Origin of the sequence: Leifsonia sp. 115AMFTsu3.1, assembly GCF_004362795.1 — a bacterium.
Lineage (GTDB): Bacteria > Actinomycetota > Actinomycetes > Actinomycetales > Microbacteriaceae > Leifsonia.
In genome coordinates this window covers 1928862-1949165 of the sequence record NZ_SNYB01000001.1, presented here as the reverse complement: position 1 = coordinate 1949165, position 20304 = coordinate 1928862, and the positions used below count along the sequence as shown (strand labels likewise).

Below are 20304 nucleotides of genomic sequence, written 5' to 3'. Positions count from 1 at the left end.
ATCGGAGCGCCGAGCGCATTTCGGCGCTGTTCGCCCTCGGCAGAGAGAGCAGCGCGCCGCGGAGTGGATGCGGGGGTCAGTCGTCGTCGAGGGCGGCCGCGTAGGCGGTCACCGCGCGGCCGTACCGCGGCAGGTGCGGGGCGAGTGCACCGAGCGCCTCGCGGAGCGCGTCGGCACGCATCCCGTCGTCGAAGAGGCACAGCGCGGCGAACGCGCGGGCCGCGTCGGCGAGGGGATGTTCGGGCTCCGCGCCGAGGAAGTCGCGCAGCAGACTGAGTGCTTCGGCCGGACGGTCGAGGTTGCGGAGGGTGCTCGCCAGCTGCACGATCGCCTGCCCGCGGTACGGCTCGGCCAGACCGTGTGCCAGCGCTGCGCGGTAGAAGGGCTCGGCGTCGGCTTCGCGGCCGGCGAAGTCACGGCCGCTGGCCGCTTCGAACAGCGCCTCCGGGTCGTTCGCGGGGCGTTCGGCGACGAGGGCGTCGATCGCGTCGAGGGTGGCCTGCTCGCGCGTGTCGTCCGCGTCGGCCCAGACCGCATCCACTCGCTGTCGCCAGTCGTCCATCCCGCTCTCCTTCGTCCACATGACACAACACGCCGTCTCGCAACAGTACGAGACGGCGTGTCGTGTCAACTAGATGAATGAGGCCTACTTGTCGTCGGCCTTCTTCTTGGTGGAGCGCTTCTTCGGCTTCTCCTCGGCGGCGGGGGCCTCCTCGGCAGCGGCCTCCTCTGTGGCGGACTCGTCGGCGGCGGGAGCCTCGTCCGCAGCGTCGGTGTCGTCGCCGTCGGCGATGGCGGTGAACTCGGCCAGGTCGACCGGCTTGCCGTCGGTGTCGACGACCTTCACCTTGCCGAGGATGATCGCGAGCGCCTTGTTGCGGGCGACCTCGCCGACCATCGACGGGATCTGGCCGTTCTCGCTGAGGATCTTCACGAACTCGTTCGGGTCCATGCCGTACTGGGCGGCACCCTGCACGAGGTACTGGGTGAGCTCGTCCTGGCTGACCTTGACGTCGTTCTCCTGCGCGACCTCGTCGAGGAGGATCTGCGTCTTGAAGGTCTTCTCGCTGGACTCCTTCACCTCGGCGCGGTGAACGTCGTCCTCGAGGCGGTTCTCCTGCTCCAGGTGGCGGTGGACCTCGTCCTCGACCAGCTGCTCCGGGACCGGGATCTCGACCAGCTCGAGGAGCTTGTCGACCAGCTGGTCGCGGGCGGCCGTGCCCTGGCCGAACACCTTGGCGCGCTCGACCTGCGTGCGCAGGCTCTGGCGCAGCTCGCCGATGGTGTCGAACTCGGAGGCGATCTGGGCGAAGTCGTCGTCGGCCTCGGGGAGCTCGCGCTCCTTGACGGCGTTCAGCGTGACGGTGATCTGCGCGTTCTCACCCTCGTGGTCGCCGCCCATGAGCGGCGCCTCGAACGTGGTGGTCTCGCCGGCGGTGAGCGTGTCGAGGGCCTCGTCGATGCCGTCGATGAGCTCGCCGGAGCCGATCTCGTACGAGATGTTCGCGGCGGTGTCGACCTCCTCGCCGCCGATCACGGCGACCAGGTCGATCTGGGCGAAGTCACCGGTCTTGGCGGGACGGTCGACCGTGACGAGGGTGCCGAAGCGGCTGCGGAGCCGGTCCAGCTCCTCCTCCACGTCATCCACGCCCACTTCGGCCGCGTCGACCGTGATGGTGATGTCGTCGAAGTCGGGCAGCTTCACCTCGGGGCGCACATCCACCTCGATGGTGAGGAGCAGGTCGCCCGAGAAGTCGGACTCGTTCGGCCACTCGGTGATGTCGGCCTCCGGGCGGCCGAGGGGACGCACGTCGTTCTCCTCGATCGCCTGACGGTAGAACCCGTCGAGACCCTCGTTGACCGCGTGCTCCAGGACGGCGGCCTTGCCGACCCGCTGGTCGATGATGGGCGGCGGCACCTTGCCCTTGCGGAAACCGGGGATGGTCACCTGCTCGGCGATGTGCTCGTACGCGTGCTTGATGGAAGGCTGCAGCTCCTCCGGCGTCACCGAGATGGTGAGCTTGGTCCGGGTGGGGCTGAGCTTCTCGACCGTGGTCTTCACGATGTCTGGGTTCTCCTGAATGATCGAACGATGGTCTTCTCGCAAGGAACGAGGTCCTCGTCGGGGCGACAGGATTCGAACCTGCGACCTCCCGCTCCCAAAGCGGGCGCTCTAGCCAAGCTGAGCTACGCCCCGGCTTGAAGCGGTGCGAAAGACCGTGGGCAAGTCTACTGCACGCGTGCTCCCCCGCGCGTGTACTACGATGGTCGTCGGCCGCCGCACAGATCGGGCGGCCACCGTGCCGCACCTGCGGCGCCGGGGATGTAGCTCAATGGTAGAGCCTCAGTCTTCCAAACTGATTACGCGGGTTCGATTCCCGTCATCCCCTCCACAGATGGCCCCCTGACCGGATTCGTTCGAGCCGAGCCTCGGCGATGACGGTAGCCGGGAGCTTCCGCAGCACAGCGGGACACGCCTCCCTTTAGGCTGACGCTACGTCGAACAGTCCGAAGCCGGACTCCGCGGCTGAGGTCGCTTCCTCAACGACGCACCGCGAGCCATACGCTGGAATCAGCCAGTCGATACTTCTCAGGCTCTTTGCGGATCCTTCGCACCCTCGTGCAGCTCGCAATCGCAAGATCTTCCATCGCCTATTCGTCCTCGGTTGGATCATGTTCGCAGTCGGGTTCCTCGTCATCGTCGCCTCCATGATCGCCGCTCTGGCAGGCGTGTGACGGCGACCTGAGTCGCGGGGCGTGAACCCGCGCCTTCATCGCTGAAAGCGGCCAAGCAAGTGGATGCCGGTGCGCGAGCTGCTGCGCTTGCAGCCCTCGTCGCTGGTGCCAACCAGCGCTCCGACGCAGCACAATGTCGGCATGACCGCACCGGACCCTCCTGACGGGCTCACGGACGCGCAGCGCAGCCTGCGCGCGCAGCTGCTCGCGACAGAGCACTGGAGCCTGCTGGCGTCGCGCAGTACGACGCAGAGCGAGGTGCTGACGCGGATCGCGATTTTCTTGACGCTCGTGTCGGCGGGGCTGGTGACGCTCGGGTTCATCGGGCAGGCGAGCGGGTTCCGGGGATGGTTCGGGCTGGCGGCGCTCGGGGTGCTGCTCGTGCTCGCGCTGTTGGGGCTGATCACGATGGTGCGCGTCTTCAACACGTCCGACGAGGACATGATGTACGTGGTCGCGATGAACCGGCTGCGGGCGGCGTACCTGGAACTCGATCCGGGACTCGACCGGTACCTGTACGCGTCCGCGAACGACGACGAGGCCGGCATCCGGACGACCTACCACTTCTTCTACGAGCGCGGCGGGAGCTCGGTATTCGGCAGCTCCATGATGCTCATCGCGGTCGTGGAGTCGATCGTGCTCGGCCTGCTGGCAGGCGGGGCGACGGCGGCGTTCGGTGGGCCGCCGGTAGTCGCCATCGTCGTGGGCGTCGTCGTCGCACTCTCCTCGGTGGCGCTGGCGATGCGGTGGGGCTACTCGATCTACCGGCGCGCGATCAGGTCGCTTCAGCCCATCCGACCGACCGCGTGACCGCTATTCGTTGCCGACGTGCTTGTCGGCCTCGTCTCGCGCGCCCTCGATCTTGTCGTCGAACTTGCCGCCCGTGACCTTCTTCGCGGCGCCGGCGACGCCGTCGAGGAGCTTGTCGCTGACGTCTTCCGCCTGTTCGGAGTTGAGCGCGTCCTTGACCTTCGGGTCGTTCAGGAACTCCTGCGCCTTCTTGGTGATGTCGTCGAATCCAGCCATGCGGCCATCCAACACCTCAGCGCTGCAGGAAGGCCAGTACCGCCAGCACCCGGCGGTGGTCGTCGCCGGAGTCCTCCAGGCCCAGCTTCTGGAAGATGGAGGTGACGTTCTTCTCCACCGCACCGACGCCGACGACCATGCGCGCGGCGATCGCCGCGTTCGTGCGTCCCTCGGCCATCAACTCCAGCACTTCGCGCTCGCGCGGGGTCAGGCGCTCCAGCGGGTCGGTCCGCCGGGTCAGCAGCTCGCGGACCACCTGCGGGTCGAGCACCGTGCCGCCCGCAGCGACCCGGGTGACCGCATCCCGCAGCTCGTCCAGGGAGGCGATGCGGTCCTTCAGGAGGTAGCCGGTGCCGCCTTCGCCGCCGGCGAGCAGCTCCTGCGCGTACGTGCCCTCGACGTATTGCGACAGCAGCAGGACGGCGATCGACGGATGCTCGCGGCGGATGCGCAGCGCAGCCCGCACGCCCTCGTCGCGGAAAGTCGGCGGCATGCGCACGTCGAGCACCGCGACATCCGGCATCAGGTCGGGCACCGCCTCCAGCAGCGTGTCCGCGTCGCCGAACGCGCCCACGGTGTCGAAGCCCGCCTCGTCGAACAGCCGGATGAGGCCCTCGCGCAGCAGGACGGAGTCGTCCGCGACGACGACACGCAGGGGGACGGATTCGCTCGGCACCCACCCAGCCTAGAGCGCGGGCCCGAGGCACCGGGTTGACGCGACACGCCGTCGCGCCAGGCTGGCGGACGGCGTGTTGCGTCAACTGGATGGGCCGGGCACGGCCCGCGGCTCAGGCGAGCGGGATGCGCGCACCGATGCGGGTGGGGCCGCCCTCGGGGCTGTCGACCACGAGCTCGCCGCGCAGACCGCGCACGCGCTCCTCTAGTCCGCGCAGGCCGTGACCCTCGACGAGGGAGGCTCCCCCGCGGCCGTTGTCGGTCAGCCAGACGGTCAGCCAGGCGGCGCCCGACGCATCCACCGACCGCTCCAGGAAGAGGCGGCCGGCCTGCGCGCCGGAGTGCTTGGCCAGGTTCGCGGCGAGCTCCGCGAGCACGTAGTAGGCGTTCCGCTCGATCTCGGGGCTGAAGCGCTCCCCCGGCTGCAGCGACGACTCCACCGTGACCGGGATGGGGCTGCGCGCGGCGAGAGACTCGGCGGCGGCGACCAGGCCGCGGTCCTGCAGGATCGGCGGGGCGAAACCCCGCGACAGGGCCCGCAGCTCCTCCAGGGTGTCGCCCGCCTGCTGCCGCGCCTCGGCGAGCAGCGTCGCGGCGGCCTCCGGGTCGTCGGCGAGCTTGCGCTCGGCGGCGGCGATGTCCATCTGCAGCCGGATGAGACGCTGCTGCGGACCGTCGTGCAGGTCGCGCTCCAGCCGGCGCAGCGCCTGATCCTCCGCAGCGACGGCCGCACCGCGCGAGGCGGACAGGTCGGCCACCTCCTGCTGCAACTCCTCCGACGGCCACCGCCCGAGCAGGCCGCGCGCTACCGCCTCGTGCAGCAGCGTCAGACCGCGCGTCACGAACGGCAGGGTCGCGGCGAACAGCACGCCGGCGATCAGGTACAGGATGCGGTCGCCCACGGTCGGGTCGAACGTCGACGTGGTGCGGAACACCGCATCCACCACCGTCTGGGAGAGGAAGAAGTCGCGGTCGCCCTGCGGGATGAACGGCTCCCAGATCCACCCGGTCAACCCGCCCAGCGCGACCGAGGCCCAGACGATGGTCAGCGTCCACGAGACGATGCTGACGATCGGGTTGATGAGCATCCCGTGCAGCAGGTACAGCCAGTAGTGGCCGTTCGCGAACGGCCCGAACACGGAGCGGAGGAACGTGCGCGGGGTGCCCGGCTTCTCCCAGACCGGACGCGGGATGGAGGGCCGGCCCGCCCAGTCCAGTCGCGTCAGTTCGACCAAGCCGAACCCGCGAGCGGTGTAGAAGGCGGCGACGATGACGAAGAAGCCGACGTAGATCACGATGGTGCCGACGCCGGTCCAGAACAACGACATCAGCACCGACAGGCCGACGATCGCGATCGGCATCGTCAAAAGCAGGAAGCCGAGCTCGCGCGGCACACCGCGCCACAGCGAGCCGTAGTTCGCGCGGGCGGGGTGGGGCTGGGATGGCGTCACAGCATCCAGCGTGGCAGAAGGTCGGGCGGCGCCGGGCTGCCCGGTGTCCGTTTCAGTGGTCATGACTGGTGTCCTTTCGTGGGCCGCTTCCGCCATGCGGAGCGGTGGTGTCTTCCGGAACGACGCCCGCGTGCTCGCCGGGGCGGACCACGACGAACTGGCCCATCATCCCGGCGTCCTCGTGGGCGAGGAGGTGGCAGTGGTACATGTACGGCGCGTCGGGGTCGGTGTAGTCGGCGAACTGCAGCAGCAACCGGAACTCGGTCTGCGGAGGCAGGTAGACGGTGTCCTTCCAGCCGGCGAGCTCGGGCGGCGGCGGTGCGCCGCCGATCGACGCGATGCGGAACTGGACGTCGTGGACGTGGAAGCTGTGCGGCAGATCCATCGTGTTGGTGACGACCCACTCCTCCGCCGTGTCGACGGTGACGGTCTCGTCGATGCGACCGGACTCCATCTTCCGGCCGTTGATCTCGTGGCCGTCGAGACGGAAGGTCCGTGTGACCTGCGGTTTCGGCAGCGGCTCGGCAGGCGCCAGGGCGGCCGGCACGTCGGGGCGGTGCTCGAGGGACGCGGCGGCGCGGAGCTGCAGCACGTCGAGGGTGTCGGTGCCCGCATTCATGCCCGGCAGCGGACCGTCCAGCCCCAGGTCCGGTGGGAACGACCGCAGTACGGCGCGCTCCCCCGGCTGCACGGCGACGACGATCTCGGCCCGCTCGCCCGGAGGGAGCCGGATGTGGTCGAGAGCCACCGGGGCCGGGAGGAGTCCGCCGTCGGTCGCGATGAGCTGCACGGTCCGCCGGTCGGAGAAGCCGAAATCGTAGGTGCGCGCGGCGGAGGCGTTGAGCAGACGCAGACGGACGCGATCGGTGGTCACCTCGGCGTACGGCCCGATGGCCCCGTTCACGACCAGGGTGTCGCCGATCGGGCCGATGAACCCCGAGGTGGAGTCGGTGAACTGCCCGTCGGAGCCGAAACGCTTGTCCTGCACGATCACCGGCAGGTCGTCGACCCCGTACGTGCGCGGGAGGGCGAGCGCCGCCTCCTGCGGGTCGCGGACGAGGAACATCCCCGCCATCCCGAGCTGGACGTGCTGTTCGGTCCGCCCGTGCAGGTGCGGGTGGTACCAGAGGGTCGCGGCGGGCTGGTCGATACGCCAGTGCGGCTCCCACACTTCGCCCGGTGACACCATCTGGTGCGGGCCGCCGTCCATCCGGGCCGGGAGGTGCATCCCGTGCCAGTGCACGCTGGTCTCCTCGGTGAGGTGGTTGGTGACGCGTACGCGCACCTCGTCGCCGCGGTCGGCGACCAGGGTGGGGCCGAGGTAGGAGCCGTCGAAGCCCCACGTGGTCGTCTTCGTGCCGGGAAGGAACTCGGTCGTACCGGCGCGGGCGTCGAGCTCGAAGGTCTTGGTGCCGTCGGCCTCCACGGTCGGGACGGCGAGGGCCGGGACGGGCAGTCGCGTGTCGAAGTCGACCTTTCCGGCGGTGTCGATGGTTCCCGCGCCGAGCCCGCTGCACGCGGCGAGCGTCGCGGCCGAGGTCACCGCCAGGGCGACCGTCAGGCCGAGCGCGATGAGGGATGCTCGCGGGCGGCGGAGCCTCGGCGGCGGTGTGGATGTCATGGTTCGAGCCTCGTCGCACGCGGCTCAGCACCCCATCCCGGGCGCCGCCGAACCCGTACGGGGGTTAACCCGAGACGCGTGGATGAGAGGGCAGGCTAACTAAGCGCAGCCTTCGCTTCGTTGCGGAATTCGCGGGCCTGAGTAGCGTTATCGCAGGCAGAAGAAAGGACGCCAATCATGACGGACATCGCCGCAACCCAGAGTGTCTCGAACCCGGACGTCGCCGCCGGGGTCGCCCAGTTCCTCACCCCCGTCGTCATCGACCTGACCGCCATCGTGGTCAACGGCAAGCAGGCGCACTGGCACGTGCGCGGGGCCAACTTCATCGGCGTGCACGAGCTGCTCGACACGATCGTCGACCACGCCCAGGAGTGGGCCGACCTCGCCGCGGAGCGCATCGTCGCCCTCGGCCTCCCGGTCGACGCCCGCCTCGGCACCGTCGCCGCCAAGACCACCACCGGCGAGCTCACCGCCGGCTTCCGCCCCTCCAACGAGACCATCGCCGAGGTCATCGCGCAGCTCGACGCGGCCCTCGCCGGGGTGAACACCGCGGTGCGCGAGCTCGCGGAGCTCGACCAGACCAGCCAGGACGTCGCGATCGAGATCGCCCGCGGGCTCGACAAGGACCGCTGGTTCCTGTTCGCGCACGTCAGCGAGTAGCGACTGCCGTTTCTCGGCGCGAGGGGCCGTCCGCGGATGCGGGCGGTCCCTTCGTCGTTCAGGCGTAGCCGGCGGTCTGCGTCGGCTCGCGCGGCGCGAGATTTGCACCAAATCGTCGTAATGGCGGCGCCAAAACCGAGATTTGGCGCAAATCGTGCCCCTGCCGAGCCGCGAGAGGCGCGAGGGCGGGGCGGTCAGCGGAGGGTGTCGTGGGTGACGCGGCCGGCGACGAAGGTGGCGGCGACCGGCATGGTGCGGAGGCCGTCGGGCGGCGCTGTGAGGGGGTCGCGGTCGAGCACCGCGAGGTCGGCCGGCTGACCCGGCGTAATCGTAGAACGAGTGGATGCGCGCAGCGCAACCTCCGCCGGGATCGACTGCTCGGGATGCCACGGGGCGCGACCGTCACGGGAGCGGCCGACGGCCGAGGCGATCGCCGCCCAGGGGTCGAGGGGCGCGACCGGCGCGTCGGAGCCGAAGGCGAGGCGGGCGCCGGCGGCGTGCAGGTCGGCGAGGGGGAACGCACGGTCGGTGCGCCCGGGCCAGAGGTGGTCGGCGACGTCCCGGTCGTCCATGGCGTGCTCGGGCTGCACACTCGCGGTCACGTCGAGGCGCGCGAAGCGCGGGATGTCGGTGGCATCGATCAGCTGGGCATGCTCGATCCTGCCGCCCGAGCCGACGGTCTCGAAGGCGTCCAGCGCGCGACGGTTCGCCTCGTCGCCGATGGCGTGGACGGCGGGCACCAGGCCGTGTCCGACCGCGAACCGCATCCGCTCGACCAGTTCGTCCGGACTCACGTTCGCCACGCCGTGGCCGCCGTCGGGATAGGCGTGCGAGCACAGCGCCGTACGAGTGTTCAGCGAGCCGTCGGAGATCACCTTGAACGGGCCGACCGTGAGCAGGCCGGCCGTGTCGTCCACGACGTCGCCGGTGCGCAGGCCGAGCTCGGCGGCGCGCTCCAGGTGCTCCCCGTAGATGCCGAACTCGACACGAAGATCGGAGGAGCCGGATGCGCCGCCCGCGATGCGCCGCCGCCAGACGTCGAGGTTCCAGCCGTACTCCAGGTCGACGATGCCGACCACGCCCCGCGTCGCGGCGACCCGTGCTGCGTCGGCCGCCCAGCGGTCGAGCGTCGCGTCATCGGCGGCGGTGAGGAGGCTGGTCACGGCGAAACTCGCGTCTTCCCGGAGCACAGCATCCAATGTGCCGGGCGCGAACCGCGCGGCCGCGGCCGAGTTCAGCCAGGAGCAGTGCAGGTCGCCGGCGATCAGCACGACCGGACGGTCGCCCGCGGCGGCATCGAGCAGCTCGCGCGTCGGCACGTCCGGCCAGAGCGCGTCGTGGAAGCCGAAGCCGACGAGCACGTCGTCCGCCGCATCCGTCGCCGACGCTCCGCCCGCCGCCGACGCGCGCTCCCGGACCAGCCCGGCGGCCTCGGCGGCCGACCCCGCCCGGGACACATCCAAGCGGCGGGCGGTCTGCGCCCACTGCGTGAAGTGCACGTGCTGATCCCATAGACCCGGCACGAGCCAGCGACCGTCGAGTGGGATGCGCTCCCCCGCCGCACGGCCGCCCGTCGACCCGGTCGGCTCGACCGAGGCGATCCGATCGCCGTCGAGCACCACATCCACCAGTCCGTCGCGCCCGGGAAGCCGTGCGCCGGCGAGCAGCAGCGTCATCGTGCGGCGCGGCGCCGGTCGTGCACGAGACGCATCTCGCGCAGCAGGCCGGCGCTGGCGTACGGGCCGTCGCCGCCGAGCTCGTCCATGATCGCGTCGACGATGTGGTCCGGGCGGTTCTGGCTCATCTTCTGCTTTGCGACAACGCGCGTGGGCGTCAGCCGAAGGCCGACCGTGCCCGAGACGATGCGCTCGGCGTAGGCCGCATCCTCCAGCGTGCCGCGCATGCGGCGCGGCTCCGGCAGCTCGTCCTCGAAGTGATCCACCAGCCGGGCCAGCACGTCGAGGTTCTCCTCGTCGCCGAGAAGCTCGGGAACGCCCGAGAAGTGAGCGGCGATGAAGTTCCAGGTCGGCACCGCGGGTTTCTCGTCGTACCAGCCGGACGAGATATAACCGTGCGGACCCTGCACGATCACGAGCAGCTCATGCTCTCCCAGTTCGTGCAGCTGCTCGTCCGGACGGCCGACATGGCTGAGCAGCGTCAGCTCTTCCCGCGACTCGTCGAGGATCACCGGATAGTGGGAGGCGACCAGCCCGGCGGACGTGTTGCTCACGAACGTGGCCCACGGGTTCTCGCGCACGAGCCGTTTCAGCTCGGCCGGGTCGGTCAGGGTGAAGCTCGGATTCTGTCGCACGGGGTCCTCCTACGCCTGGTCCACCGGGCACCAGTACAGCTTGCGGCCGCCCAGCTCCTCCATGACGATGTTCGTGCCGCAGACCCGGCACGGCAGTCCCTCGCGCTTGTAGACCCAGTGACGGTCGTCGCGGTTCGCCATCGCCTTGCGGTAGGACTGCTCATCGAGGTCGTCCATCGTCATCATCTGGCCGGTCTCGACGCCGATGCGGAGCAGATGCACCCAGTCGCGCCACAGCGCCCGCACCGTCTCCTCCGGAACCTGCTTGCCCGGCGTGTGCGGGTTCTGCCTGGCGCGGAACAGCAGCTCGGCGCGGTAGACGTTGCCGATGCCGCTGACGACGCTCTGGTCCATCAGCAACAGCGCGATCGCGGTCGGCTTGCGGCGAACGATCGAGACGAAACGGTCCTCCGCCTCCTGGCTGTCGTCGACCTGGGGATCGGGCCCCAGCTTCGCGATCACCGCATCCACCTGCGCCGGATCGAGCACCTCGCAGGCCGTCGGCCCGCGCAGGTCGGCGACCGCGGTGTCGGTCAGCAGCCGCACACGCACCTGGCCGATCGGCTCGGGCGGGAAGGACGTGATCTCAGCCTCCACCTTCTCGGACTCGGCCATGCGCAGCCGCGTGCGCCGGGGCGCGCCGATGGAGTGGAGGGAGTTCTCGCCCGCGCTGTCCAGCACGGGCTCCAGGTCGGTGCCGCGCTGGTTCGTCTGGCCCATCCGGCCGTTCGCACTCGCGATCGTCGGGTCGATGCTGATGTCGCCCGCGAAGTCCCACGCGCCGTACAGGCCGAGGTGGACGCGCAGCCAGAGACCGTTGTCGAACTCGAGGAACATCTGCTTGCCGACCGCCTTGGCGTCGGTCATCACGTGGCCGTCGATGCGTGTCGCATCCGCGGCGAACCGCCCCTGCGGCGACGAGACGGAGACCCGGTGACCGACGAAGTTGACCGCGAACTGCCGGGCGATGCGATGGACGGAGTGACCCTCGGGCATCAGCGGTCCACGTGCTTGCCCGCGATGTCGCCGGTCGCCTCGTACTCCGCCAGCTGGGCGATGCGGCGGACGTGGCGCTCCTCGAACGAGAAGGGCTCGGCGATGAAGGCGTCGATGAAGCCGGTGGCCTCTTCGACGGTGTGCTGACGGGCGCCGATCGCGATGACATTGGCGTCGTTGTGCTGGCGGGCGAGCAGCGCGGTGGACTCGCTCCAGACCAGGGCGGCCCGGGCGCCGCGGACCTTGTTGGCGGCGATCTGCTCGCCGTTGCCGGAGCCGCCGAAGACGACGCCGAGCGCTTCGACACCGGCCTGCTGGTCGCGCACCACGGCGGCGGCGGCGTTGATGCAGAACGCCGGGTAGTCGTCGATGGGGTCGTACTCGACCGGTCCGTGGTCGATCACCTCGTGACCGGCAGCGGTCAGATGCTCCTGCAGGTGCCTGCTGAAGTCGAGTCCGGCGTGATCGGTGGCGATGTGGATGCGCATATCCACAGTCTAGGGACGGCCACCGACGGCGTCGGAACCGGTGGCTAAGGTGGACGGGTGGACACGATCCACCCGTCCGATCCCCTCGAAGGAGTCAGCGTTGCCCGGAGAAAACCTCACCCGCATCGAAGCACAGGAGCGCGCGTCGCTCGTCCGCACCCACAGCTACGACGTCAGCCTCGACCTGACGACCGGTCCGGAGACCTTCCTCAGCACCACCACGGTGCGGTTCTCGGCCACCGCGGGTGCGTCGACCTTCATCGACGCGATCACGCGGACGGTCCACAGCGTGACGCTGAACGGTGCGGAGCTCGACCCGGCGACCGTGAGCGACGGGGTGCGCATCCAGCTCGACGGCCTCCAGGAGGAGAACGAGCTGACCGTGGTCGCCGACGCGATCTACACCAACACCGGTGAGGGCCTGCACCGCTTCGTCGACCCGGTCGACGGCGAGGTCTACCTCTACAGCCAGTTCGAGGTGCCGGACTCGCGGCGCATGTTCGCCGTGTTCGAGCAGCCGGATCTGAAGGCGCAGTTCACGTTCACGGTCACCGCCCCGGCGCATTGGGCCGTCGTGAGCAACTCCCCCACCCCCGAGCCGCAGGATGCGGGCGACGGCAAGAAGGTCTGGTCGTTCGCTCCCACCCCGGTCATCTCCTCCTACATCACCGCGCTGATCGCCGGCCCGTACGAGTCGGTGCACAGCGAGCTGACCAGCCGCGACGGCCGCACCATCCCTCTCGGCGTCTACACGCGCAAGAGCCTCGCCGAGTACCTCGACGCCGACTACATCTTCGACAAGACCCGCGAGGGCTTCGCCTTCTACGAGGAGCGCTTCGACTACGCGTACCCCTTCGAGAAGTACGACCAGCTCTTCGTGCCCGAGTTCAACGCGGGCGCGATGGAGAACGCCGGAGCCGTCACCTTCACCGAGACGTACGTCTTCCGCTCGAAGGTCACCGACGCCATCAAGGAGCGCCGGGTCGTCACCATCCTCCACGAGCTGGCGCACATGTGGTTCGGCGACCTGGTGACCATGAAGTGGTGGAACGACCTCTGGCTGAACGAGTCGTTCGCCGAGTACGCCTCCACCCTCGCGACCGCCGAAGCCACCGAGTGGACCGAGGCGTGGACGACCTTCGCCGCCATGGAGAAGAGCTGGGCGTACCGCCAGGACCAGCTTCCCTCGACGCACCCGATCGTCGCGACGATCAACGACCTGGAGGACGTGCAGGTCAACTTCGACGGCATCACCTACGCGAAGGGCGCCTCCGTCCTGAAGCAGCTGGTGGCGTGGGTCGGCCAGGACGACTTCCTTGCCGGTGTCGCGCAGTACTTCAAGAAGCACGCGCACGGCAACACGGAGCTCAAGGACCTCCTGGTCGAGCTGGAGGCCACGAGCGGCCGCGACCTCACCGACTGGTCGAAGAAGTGGCTTGAGACCGCCGGCGTCAACACCCTCCGCCCGGAGCTGACGGTGGATGCGGACGGCACCATCACCTCCTTCGCCGTTCTGCAGTCGGCGGCCGCCGATTACCCGACGATCCGTCCGCACCGCCTTGCGATCGGCCTGTACAACCTCGACAACGGCAAGCTCGTGCGCGACGATCGCTTCGAGCTGGACGTCGACGGAGAGCGCACCGAGGTCGCCGACCTCGTCGGCACCCGCCGCCCCGACCTCGTGCTCATCAACGACGACGACCTCGCCTACGCGAAGATCCGCCTCGACGAGGAGTCGCTCAAGGTCGCCATCGAGCACCTCTCCGAAATCGAGAGCCCGCTCGCCCGCTCGCTCGTCTGGGGTGCGGTGTGGGATGCGACCCGCGACGCCGAGACGAGCGCGAGCGACTACGTGCGCCTGGTGCTCGGCAACATCGCGTCCGAGACCGAGTCGACGACCATCCGCACCACGCTCAACCAGCTGGTGCTCGCGGCGTCTGCGTACGTCGCGCCCGAGCGCCAGAAGCAGACGGCTCAAGATGCGGCGTCCGCGCTGTGGGAGCTGGCGAAGGGCGCAGAGGCCGGCAGTGACGCGCAGTTCCAGTTCGTGAAGTTCTTCGCGGCGCTCGCCTCGACCGACGAGCAGCTGGAGACGGTCGCGGCGCTGCGCGACGGCTCCGTGACGCTCGAGGGCCTGACGATCGACACCGACCTGTCGTGGGAGCTGCTCATCGCTCTCGTGGCGGGCGGCGCGGCCGGCAACGCCGAGATCGACGCGGCCCTCGCCGCCGACAACACCGCGAACGGCGGCCAGTTCGCGGCGCAGGCCCGGGCCAGCATCCCGACGCTGGAGGGCAAGCAGGCGGCGTGGGACTCGGTGTTCGGCTCGGACAGCCTGCCCAACACGATCGTCCGGTACACCGGCATCGGCTTCCAGCGGGCGAAGGACAAGAGCGTGCTCGCCCAGTTCGTCGAGCCGTACTTCGCCGCGCTGCAGCAGATCTGGACCTCGCGCACGTACAAGATCGCGGAGTACCTGGTCGAGGGCATGTACCCGGCACCGCTGGCGAACGAGGCTCTGCGCGACGCCACCCGCGCCTGGCTCGACGCCAACCCGGAGCCGGCTGCGCTGCGCCGCATGGTGGTGGAGAACCTCGCGGGTGTCGAGCGAGCGCTCGCCGCTCAGAAGCGGGACGCGCAGTAACGGGCGCGCACTGACGAAGGACGGAACGAGGGGCCTCACCGCGGTGGGGCCCCTCGTGCCGTGCCCGGGGCCGACCCGCCGTCGTACCGCGGGACGATGACGAGCCGACCCGTCACCCCTAGTCTCGGAGTCATGATCCAGCTCGATCACCTCACCAAACGCTTCGGCGCGAAGACCGCCGTCGACGACATCACCGTGACCATCCAGCCCGGCAAAGTGACGGGCTTCCTCGGCCCGAACGGCGCCGGCAAGTCGACCACCATGCGCATGATCATGGGTCTCGACCGCCCGACCCGGGGCCAGGCGCTCATCAACGGCAAGCGGTACGCCGAGTTCCGCTCGCCGCTCACCGAAGTGGGCGCCCTGCTCGACGCCAAGGCCATCCACACCGGCCGCACCGCCTACGCGCACCTGCTGTCGCTGGCGGCGACCCACGGCATCCCGAAGTCCCGCGTCCACGAGGTGATCGGCATGACCGGTCTCGAGTCGGTCGCGAGCAAGCGCGTCGGCGGATTCTCTCTCGGGATGGGACAGCGGCTCGGTATCGCCGCGGCCATGCTCGGCGATCCGGCGACGCTCATCCTCGACGAGCCCGTGAACGGACTCGACCCCGAGGGCGTGCTCTGGGTTCGTCAGTTCGCCCGGCATCTCGCCTCGCAGGGCCGGACGATCTTCCTCTCGTCGCACCTGATGAGCGAGATGGCGCAGACCGCCGACCACATCGTGGTGCTGGGCCGCGGACGCGTGCTCGCGGACGCCCCGGTGGACAGCATCCTCGCCGCCGCCACCCGCCACGCGGTCCGCGTACGGACCCCGCAGCCGGAGCAGCTCGCACGGGCCGTCGCCGGCGCGGACGTCGCCGTCACCGGTGTCGAGGCGCAGCTGCTCGAGATCACCGGCCTCACGGCCGCCCAGATCGGCGAGACCGCGGCGCGCGACGGGATCGTGCTCCACGAGCTGACCCCGATCAGCGCATCGCTCGAGGAGGCCTACCTCGAGCTCACCCAGGACGACGTCGAGTACCGCACGGAGGTCAGCCGATGAGCACCGCCACATCCCCCGCCACCCCGGTCGGGCACCCGCACACCTCGCTTGGCCGGCTCAGCTTCCCGCGGGTGATCCGGTCGGAGTGGATCAAGCTCCGCACCCTCCGGTCGACCTTCTGGACCCTGATCAGCGCCGTCGTGCTCGTGGTCGGCATCGCCGCCCTCGTCGCGGTGGCCATCCCCGAGAAATCGTTGCTCGTCGACCGGGTGCCTGAGGGTCAGCGCGCCGCCATCGAGGCTCAGAGCGCGGCGTTCGCAACGACCGCCGCGACCGCCGGGCTGACCTTCGCGTCCCTCGTGATCGCGGTACTGGGTGTGCTGGTGATCAGCGGCGAGTTCTCGACGGGCCAGATCCGCTCGTCGTTCACCGCCGTCCCGCGCCGCTTCCCGGTGTTCGCGGCGAAGACGCTCGTGCTGTTCGTCGTGGCGTTCCTCGTCGGCCTCGTGTCGTCCGCCGCATCGTGGGCGGTCGCCGTCCCGATCCTCAACGGGAAGGGATACGAGGGCGACCTGCTGTCCTCCGACACGCTGTGGGCGATCCTCGGCGCCGGTGCGTACCTCGGTCTCGTCGCCGTCTTCGCGCTGGGAGTCGGCGCCATCCTCAAGTCGACCGCCGGCGGCATCGCCGGTGCCCTCGGCGTGCTGCTCGTGCTGCCGATCATCGCGAACCTCGTCAGCGGCCTCACCCGCACCCAGTGGGTGGCCGACGCGGGGCATTACCTCATCAGCAACGCCGGACAGGGCCTCGCCGGAGTCGGCAACGGCGACCTCGAGCCCTGGGCGAACGTCGTGACCGTGCTCGTCTGGGCGGTCGTCGCCTTCATCGCCGGATCGGTGCTGCTGCAACGCAGGGACGCCTGACCCTCGTCGTGACCTCGGAGGCGACCACCACGCAGACCCCGGACGGACTCGAACTGCCGAGACCGCCCGGGGTCGTGCGTCGTTTCTTCGGGGCGCATCCCCTCGCTGTCGACATCTTCGTCGCGGCGTTCTACCTCATCCCCTCGGTCGTCGGGGCGCTCGTCGTCTCGGCCGTCCACCCGACGCCGCAGGAACTCATCCACCTCGTCCTGTCGGCCGTGGCCGGCGCTGCACTGCTGGCACGGCGGCAGCAGCCCGCGGTCGTCTTCGCGATCGCGACCGTGCTGCTCGGCACCAGCGTCTTCCTCGGCCGCGACATGGATGTGGTGCCCACCCTGTTCGCGCTGTACGCGCTGGCGGTCTACCGCTCCATCCGCTCGGCGTGGGTGGCCTTCGCCGTGACCTCCGCCGTCACCGTCTCCACGATCATCGTTCAGGTGCTGCTCACGCAGGCGAAGGTGTTCACGCCGCTCGAGACGGCGGCGATCCCGTCGGGCATCCTGGTGCTGTCGTTCAGCGTCGTCTCCGTGCTGATCGGCAGCAACGTCGGAAACCGCAGGCGCTACCTCAACGCCCTCATCGACCGCGCCCGTCAGCTCGCTCGCGAGCGGGACCAGCAGGCGGAGATCGCCGCCGCGGCGGAGCGGAGCCGTATCGCACGCGAAATGCACGACATCGTCTCGCACAGCCTCACGGTGATGATCACGCTGGCGGACGGCTCCGCGCGGATGGCGGATACGGCATCCGATCGTCCGGAGTCCGAGCGGATGGAACAGGCCGAGCGGTCGGCGCAGGCCATGCGCCTCGTCGCTGAGACGGGGCGCGGCGCCCTGGCCGACATGCGCCGCCTGCTGGGGGTGCTGCGCGACGGCGAGGACGGAGCCGCGGCCCGGGAACCGCAACCGGGCGTCGGCGAGCTGGCGGAACTGGTCGAGACGTTCCGTGCCGCGGGTCTGCCCGTGCGGATCACCGTCACCGGTCTGCCCCCGGAGGACATCGGGCAGCAACTCACCATCTTCCGCGTCGTGCAGGAGGGCCTCACCAACGCCCTCCGTTACGCCCCGACTGCGACGGCCGTGCGCGTCGTCATCGTCTTCCAGCCGGGAACGGTCATCGTGACCATTGACGACGACGCTGCGCTGCATCCCTCAGCCGGGCAGGGCTCCGGACGCGGGCTGATCGGCCTGCGCGAACGCGTCGGACTGTACGGCGGGACGCTGGAGGCGGGCCCACGAGCCGGCGGCGGCTGGCGGGTGCGGGCGGTGTTCGACGCCGTCCGTGCGGCAGCGCCCACCTCGGTGGCGCCACCTCCGCCTCCGCCTGCAGACATGACTCCGACGCCCGCCCCCGCGACGACCCCGAAGGAGAACCCGTGACCGACGCCCCCATCCGCATCCTGCTCGTCGACGACCAGCAGCTGGTCCGCATGGGCTTCCGGATGGTGCTGGAGGCCGAACCGGACCTCGCCGTGGTCGGCGAGGCGGCCGACGGTGCCGAGGCCGTCCGGCTCACCGCACAGGTGCGTCCGGATGTGGTGCTGATGGACGTGCGGATGCCGGTACTCGACGGCATCGAGGCGACCCGGCGGATCGTCGAGACCGACCCGGGCGCGCGGATCATCATCCTCACCACCTTCGACCTCGACGAGTACGCGTTCGGCGGGCTCCGCGCGGGCGCGAGCGGGTTCCTCCTCAAGGATGCGCGCCCCGACGAGCTGATCGGCGCCGTGCGCGCGGTGGCCGCGGGCGATGCGGCGGTCTCCGGCCGGGTGACGAGGGCGATGCTTGAGATGTTCGCCGACCGGCTCCCATCGGGATCGTCGCCGAACCAGACCGGGCACGACCCGGCGGCCGCCCTCACCCCGCGCGAGCGCGAGATCCTGCTCGCCATCGGCGAAGGCCTGAGCAACGGCGAGATCGGCGCGCGGTTCTACCTCACCGAGTCGACGGTGAAGACGCACGTCGGGCGCGTGCTCTCGAAGCTGCAGCTGCGCGACCGCGTCCACGCCGTGATCTTCGCGTACGAGCACGGGCTGCTGGAGCGATGAACCGCCGCGCCCCCGATTCCAGCGACCGCCAAGGCGCGGCTCGCTAGGCTCGACGGGGTATGGAAATCCTCAAAGCGAACTTCTGGACCGATCTCGGATCCTGGGCGGTCGACGCCGGCTGGAACATCGTCAACGCCGTCTGCATCGTCGCCGGCGCCTTCCTCCTCAGCTGGATCCTGCGCGTCGTCATCCGCAAGGTGGTCGGCCGGATCGTCAGCGGCGTCAAGAAGGGCCAGAATGTCAGCGACACGCAGGCGCTCGTCGCGTCGCCGCTCGCGGCCGTCCGCGTCGTGCAGCGCACCCGGACGCTCGGCTCGGTGCTGACCAACATCGTCAACGTGACGATCGGCATCATCGCGATCATCCTCATCCTCAATGTCTTCGTTCCCGATGTGCTCGGTTCGTTCGCCCTGCTCACGGCCGCGATCGGCGCCGGTCTCGGTTTCGGCGCGCAGAACATCGTGAAGGACGTGCTCAACGGCCTGTTCATGGTCATGGAAGACCAGCTGGGCGTCGGCGACGTCGTCGACCTCGGCTCCGCGACGGGCGTGGTTGAGGCGGTCGGCATCCGCGTCACCCAGGTGCGCGACGTGAACGGCACACTGTGGTTCGTCCGCAACGGCGAGATCCTCCGCGTCGGCAACATGTCGCAGGGCTGGGCGCGCGTCATCATCGACCTGGCCGTGCCCTACGAGGCCGACGTCGAGGCGGTCGAAGCGAAGATGCTGGAGACCGCGACGGCGCTCGCGACGAGCACCAAATGGCGCTCGCGCATCCTCGAGAAGCCGGAGCTGTGGGGAATCGAGTCGATCTCGGCCGACGCGATCGTCATCCGCATCGTGCTGAAGACCCGCACGACCGCGAAGGACGACGTCTCGCGCGAACTGCGCCTCCGCCTCAAGCAGGCGCTCGACGAAATGGGTGTGAAGCTCCCGTCGCTCTCGGCCGTCGTGCTGAGCGGATTCGACAGCGCGGGGAGCGTCACGGGCGCGAAGCCGCCGCGGACCCGGCCGAGCCAGGCGGTGACGCCGGAGCCGCCGCTGAAGGGACGCAAGGCGCGCGCGGCGGCGAAGCGGCAGCAGGCGGCGGGCGGACGCGTGGCGGATCCCGGCGCGATCCGGATCACGCCGGCGGTCGAAGGCGGTGCGTCGGTGCGGGCTGCTGCGGAGAAGGCGGCCGCGGAGAAGGCGGCGGCGGAGAAGGCAGGCGACAAGGTGGCGGACAAGCCCGCGCCCCGCAAGCCCGCGACGCCGAAGCCGGACGCCGAAGCCGCGCCCGACGCCCGCCCCGACGCGGACGGACCCGCCCGATGAGCATCCCCGTCGGCCCTCAGCCGAGCTTCTACGACCAGATCGGCGGACACGAGACGTTCGTCCGGCTGGTGGACGCGTTCTACCGGGACGTCGCCGACGACCTGGTGCTACGACCGATGTACCCGGAGGAGGACCTGGGGCCGGCGAAGGAGCGACTGACGCTGTTCCTGGAGCAGTACTGGGGTGGTCCGACGACGTACAGCGAGCAGCGCGGGCATCCGCGGCTGCGGATGCGTCACAACCCGTTCAAGGTGAACCCGGACGCCCGCGACCGCTGGCTGACCCACATGCGGACCGCGGTCGGCGAGCTCGAGCTCCCGCCGCTGCAGGAGGAGACGCTCTGGAATTACCTGGAGCGGGCCGCGTTCGCTATGGTCAACACATTCGAGGAGTAGCGCTCCTCCCGCCATCCCGGTGCCGAAGGAGACA

Annotated in this window: 19 protein-coding genes and 2 tRNA genes; 10 read left to right on the top strand and 11 right to left on the bottom strand. The window is 70.0% G+C overall.

The genetic code is table 11. The features are described from left to right. Positions 1-76: 76 nt before the first annotated feature. The 3 genes from AXZ95_RS09455 to AXZ95_RS09445 all read right to left on the bottom strand — a co-directional run bounded on the left by AXZ95_RS09455 (position 77) and on the right by AXZ95_RS09445 (position 2197). Positions 77-562, bottom strand: coding sequence for a tetratricopeptide repeat protein (locus AXZ95_RS09455; protein WP_018190792.1), 486 nt, complete (start codon positions 560-562; stop codon positions 77-79). Between the two features lie 84 nt (positions 563-646). Continuing rightward, positions 647-2062, bottom strand: a complete 1416-nt coding sequence (tig, locus tag AXZ95_RS09450) for a trigger factor (RefSeq protein WP_018190791.1) — start codon at positions 2060-2062, stop codon at positions 647-649. A 60-nt stretch (positions 2063-2122) separates the two neighbouring features. Next, a tRNA-Pro gene (locus tag AXZ95_RS09445) sits at positions 2123-2197 on the bottom strand. A 122-nt stretch (positions 2198-2319) separates the two neighbouring features. Here AXZ95_RS09445 and AXZ95_RS09440 point away from each other — a divergent pair. Together AXZ95_RS09440 and AXZ95_RS09435 are read left to right on the top strand one after the other, a co-directional pair. Beyond that, a tRNA-Gly gene (locus tag AXZ95_RS09440) sits at positions 2320-2393 on the top strand. 484 nt (positions 2394-2877) lie between these two features. Further along, positions 2878-3546 (top strand): hypothetical protein, encoded by a 669-nt coding sequence (locus AXZ95_RS09435; RefSeq protein ID WP_043742280.1) that lies wholly within the window; start codon positions 2878-2880, stop codon positions 3544-3546. A gap of 3 nt (positions 3547-3549) precedes the next feature. Here AXZ95_RS09435 and AXZ95_RS09430 read toward each other — a convergent pair whose 3' ends face one another. From AXZ95_RS09430 to AXZ95_RS09415, 4 genes are all read right to left on the bottom strand, one after another. After that, entirely contained in the window at positions 3550-3762 is a 213-nt protein-coding gene (locus AXZ95_RS09430) for an Rv0909 family putative TA system antitoxin (protein WP_018190789.1), read from the bottom strand. Between the two features lie 16 nt (positions 3763-3778). Continuing rightward, on the bottom strand, positions 3779-4438 hold the full coding sequence (locus AXZ95_RS09425; protein WP_018190788.1) for a response regulator transcription factor: 660 nt from the start codon (positions 4436-4438) through the stop codon (positions 3779-3781). A gap of 112 nt (positions 4439-4550) precedes the next feature. Then, the gene (locus tag AXZ95_RS09420; protein WP_231374398.1) at positions 4551-5951 is read right to left on the bottom strand and encodes a sensor domain-containing protein; all 1401 of its coding nucleotides are present in this window, start codon (positions 5949-5951) and stop codon (positions 4551-4553) included. Further along, a complete protein-coding gene (locus tag AXZ95_RS09415; RefSeq protein ID WP_018190786.1) occupies positions 5941-7509 on the bottom strand; it encodes a multicopper oxidase domain-containing protein in 1569 nt (522 codons plus the stop codon). Before AXZ95_RS09415 ends, AXZ95_RS09420 begins: the two co-directional genes overlap by 11 nt. 177 nt (positions 7510-7686) lie before the next feature. On the opposite strand from AXZ95_RS09415, the gene AXZ95_RS09410 reads away from it, so the two are divergent. Next, positions 7687-8169 carry a DNA starvation/stationary phase protection protein gene (locus AXZ95_RS09410; protein WP_018190785.1) on the top strand — a complete coding sequence of 161 codons (483 nt, stop codon included), beginning with the start codon at positions 7687-7689 and terminating at the stop codon, positions 8167-8169. Positions 8170-8363: 194 nt separating this feature from the next. On the opposite strand, the gene AXZ95_RS09405 is transcribed toward AXZ95_RS09410, so the two are convergent. The 4 genes from AXZ95_RS09405 to AXZ95_RS09390 are packed head-to-tail and all read right to left on the bottom strand — an operon-like array spanning position 8364 to position 11964. Next, complete coding sequence (locus AXZ95_RS09405) at positions 8364-9845, bottom strand: amidohydrolase family protein (RefSeq protein ID WP_018190784.1); 1482 nt, start codon at positions 9843-9845, stop codon at positions 8364-8366. Continuing rightward, a complete protein-coding gene (locus AXZ95_RS09400; RefSeq protein WP_018190783.1) occupies positions 9842-10480 on the bottom strand; it encodes an FMN-binding negative transcriptional regulator in 639 nt (212 codons plus the stop codon). Before AXZ95_RS09400 ends, AXZ95_RS09405 begins: the two co-directional genes overlap by 4 nt. Positions 10481-10489: 9 nt before the next feature. Then, positions 10490-11476, bottom strand: a complete 987-nt coding sequence (locus AXZ95_RS09395) for a DNA glycosylase (protein WP_018190782.1) — start codon at positions 11474-11476, stop codon at positions 10490-10492. Further along, complete coding sequence (locus tag AXZ95_RS09390) at positions 11476-11964, bottom strand: ribose-5-phosphate isomerase (RefSeq protein ID WP_018190781.1); 489 nt, start codon at positions 11962-11964, stop codon at positions 11476-11478. The genes AXZ95_RS09395 and AXZ95_RS09390 overlap by 1 nt, the downstream gene beginning before the upstream one ends. Before the next feature lie 100 nt (positions 11965-12064). Between AXZ95_RS09390 and pepN the strand changes: the two genes are divergently transcribed. The 7 genes from pepN (at position 12065) to AXZ95_RS09355 (ending at position 20270) form a co-directional block, all read left to right on the top strand. Beyond that, positions 12065-14608, top strand: coding sequence for an aminopeptidase N (pepN, locus tag AXZ95_RS09385; RefSeq protein WP_018190780.1), 2544 nt, complete (start codon positions 12065-12067; stop codon positions 14606-14608). Positions 14609-14740: 132 nt separating this feature from the next. Continuing rightward, entirely contained in the window at positions 14741-15652 is a 912-nt protein-coding gene (locus tag AXZ95_RS09380; protein ID WP_018190779.1) for an ATP-binding cassette domain-containing protein, read from the top strand. Continuing rightward, a complete protein-coding gene (locus AXZ95_RS09375; RefSeq protein ID WP_018190778.1) occupies positions 15649-16515 on the top strand; it encodes an ABC transporter permease subunit in 867 nt (288 codons plus the stop codon). The genes AXZ95_RS09380 and AXZ95_RS09375 overlap by 4 nt, the downstream gene beginning before the upstream one ends. An 8-nt stretch (positions 16516-16523) precedes the next feature. Beyond that, positions 16524-17891: a histidine kinase gene (locus AXZ95_RS09370; protein ID WP_018190777.1), complete on the top strand. Its 1368-nt coding sequence runs from the start codon at positions 16524-16526 to the stop codon at positions 17889-17891. After that, a complete protein-coding gene (locus AXZ95_RS09365; protein ID WP_018190776.1) occupies positions 17888-18562 on the top strand; it encodes a response regulator transcription factor in 675 nt (224 codons plus the stop codon). The genes AXZ95_RS09370 and AXZ95_RS09365 overlap by 4 nt, the downstream gene beginning before the upstream one ends. 59 nt (positions 18563-18621) lie before the next feature. After that, positions 18622-19875, top strand: coding sequence for a mechanosensitive ion channel domain-containing protein (locus AXZ95_RS09360; RefSeq protein ID WP_018190775.1), 1254 nt, complete (start codon positions 18622-18624; stop codon positions 19873-19875). Continuing rightward, complete coding sequence (locus AXZ95_RS09355) at positions 19872-20270, top strand: globin (RefSeq protein ID WP_018190774.1); 399 nt, start codon at positions 19872-19874, stop codon at positions 20268-20270. The genes AXZ95_RS09360 and AXZ95_RS09355 overlap by 4 nt, the downstream gene beginning before the upstream one ends. Positions 20271-20304 lie beyond the last annotated feature (34 nt).

Bases quoted from the DNA above. Each gene is read 5' to 3' on its own strand.
- AXZ95_RS09455 (WP_018190792.1), bottom strand. From the start codon at position 562: ATGGACGACTGGCGACAGCGAGTGGATGCGGTCTGGGCCGACGCGGAC.
- AXZ95_RS09435 (WP_043742280.1), top strand. From the start codon at position 2,878: ATGACCGCACCGGACCCTCCTGACGGGCTCACGGACGCGCAGCGCAGC.
- AXZ95_RS09430 (WP_018190789.1), bottom strand. From the start codon at position 3,762: ATGGCTGGATTCGACGACATCACCAAGAAGGCGCAGGAGTTCCTGAAC.
- AXZ95_RS09420 (WP_231374398.1), bottom strand. From the start codon at position 5,951: ATGACCACTGAAACGGACACCGGGCAGCCCGGCGCCGCCCGACCTTCT.
- AXZ95_RS09415 (WP_018190786.1), bottom strand. From the start codon at position 7,509: ATGACATCCACACCGCCGCCGAGGCTCCGCCGCCCGCGAGCATCCCTC.
- AXZ95_RS09410 (WP_018190785.1), top strand. From the start codon at position 7,687: ATGACGGACATCGCCGCAACCCAGAGTGTCTCGAACCCGGACGTCGCC.
- AXZ95_RS09405 (WP_018190784.1), bottom strand. From the start codon at position 9,845: ATGACGCTGCTGCTCGCCGGCGCACGGCTTCCCGGGCGCGACGGACTG.
- AXZ95_RS09395 (WP_018190782.1), bottom strand. From the start codon at position 11,476: ATGCCCGAGGGTCACTCCGTCCATCGCATCGCCCGGCAGTTCGCGGTC.
- AXZ95_RS09390 (WP_018190781.1), bottom strand. From the start codon at position 11,964: ATGCGCATCCACATCGCCACCGATCACGCCGGACTCGACTTCAGCAGG.
- AXZ95_RS09380 (WP_018190779.1), top strand. From the start codon at position 14,741: ATGATCCAGCTCGATCACCTCACCAAACGCTTCGGCGCGAAGACCGCC.
- AXZ95_RS09375 (WP_018190778.1), top strand. From the start codon at position 15,649: ATGAGCACCGCCACATCCCCCGCCACCCCGGTCGGGCACCCGCACACC.
- AXZ95_RS09360 (WP_018190775.1), top strand. From the start codon at position 18,622: ATGGAAATCCTCAAAGCGAACTTCTGGACCGATCTCGGATCCTGGGCG.
- AXZ95_RS09355 (WP_018190774.1), top strand. From the start codon at position 19,872: ATGAGCATCCCCGTCGGCCCTCAGCCGAGCTTCTACGACCAGATCGGC.